Annotated in this window: 1 protein-coding gene; it reads right to left on the reverse strand. The window is 67.6% G+C overall.

Annotated features, from left to right (window positions below; all coding sequences use genetic code 11):
• On the reverse strand, positions 1–1,412 hold a 1,412-nt coding region (locus AB0L97_RS38635; RefSeq protein WP_364440026.1), incomplete at both ends, for an amino acid adenylation domain-containing protein.

Below are 1,412 nucleotides of genomic sequence, written 5' to 3' on the forward strand. Positions count from 1 at the left end.
GCGACCAAGTCACCCGTGCGATACATCCGCGCACCCGGCTCGAACGGATTCGCCACGAACCGATCCGCCGTCAGATCCGCACGACCGAAGTAACCACGCGCCAACTGCGCACCAGCCAGATACAACTCACCCGACACACCCACCGGCACCGGACGCAAACGACCATCCAGCACGAACACCCGGCTGTTCCACACCGGCCCGCCGATCGACACCGACATCTCGTCAGCGAGCGTCACCCGATGGCTGGTGATCGACACCGCCGCCTCGGTCGGACCATATAGATTGAACAATTCCGTACGCGGACAGTCGCGTAGGAACCGCTGCGCCACCGAACCGGGTAGGGACTCACCGATCGCCAGCACCCGCCGTGGCGACCAGTCGTCCGCCGCAGGCCGGTGTGCCGACAGCGCCGCCAGCATCGACGGCACCACGTGCAGGGTGGTGACCGATTCCCGCACCATCAGGTCGTGCAGATACGCGGGGTCCCGATGACCATCCGGCGCGGCGATCACCAGACGGCCACCGCGGACAGCGGCCGACCAGAACTCCCACACCGACAAGTCGAACGTGGCCGCCGTCTTCAGCAGCACCGAGTCGTCCTGCGTCAGCTCGAACTCGGCCGTCTTCCACAGCAACTGGTTCACGACCGCCGCGTGTGGCACCGCGACGCCCTTCGGGCGTCCGGTCGAACCCGACGTGAAGATGACGTAGGCCGTGTTCTCCGGCCGTAGGGGCACGACCCGCTCGGAGTCGGTGAGCGGCACGCTCGCGACCGCGGTCAGTTCCAGATCTTCGAGCCGCACTACCGGCGCGACATCGGTATCGAAGTCCGACTCCGCGTTGCTCAGCACACACACCGGGGCGGAGACGGAGAGGATGTAGTCGGTCCGGTCCGCGGCTTGGTCGGGGTCGACCGGTACATACGCCCCACCGGCCTCGGCCACCGCGTACATCGCCACGACCAGATCCACCGATCGGCGGAACGCGAGCGCGACCCGGGTTTCGGGGCCGACGCCCACCGAGATCAGGTAACGGGCGAGGCGGTTCACCCGGGCGGCCAGCTCGGCGTAGCTCAGCTCGACGCGGTCGCCGCAGGATAGGTCCGCGACCAGCGCGACGGCTCCCGGCGTCGCCGCGACGGTCCGGCGCAGTAGCGATGCCAATGTGGCGGGTTCCACCGGATGGGTGGTGTCGTTCCACGCGGTGAGCACGTCGGTGCGTTCGGTGTCGGCGAGTAGGTCGAGATCGCCGACCGGGACGGTGGGATCGGCGACCACGGCGGCGAGGATGCGCGACAACCGCGCCGCGAAACTCTCCACCGTCGCCCGATCGAAAAGATCAGTCGCATACGTCAAGAACCCACCGATACCCCCAGCCGCACCCGACTCCGCATAAGCATCACCCACGATCAA

Source organism: Nocardia sp. NPDC051911, assembly GCF_040681035.1.
Lineage (GTDB): Bacteria > Actinomycetota > Actinomycetes > Mycobacteriales > Mycobacteriaceae > Nocardia > Nocardia sichangensis.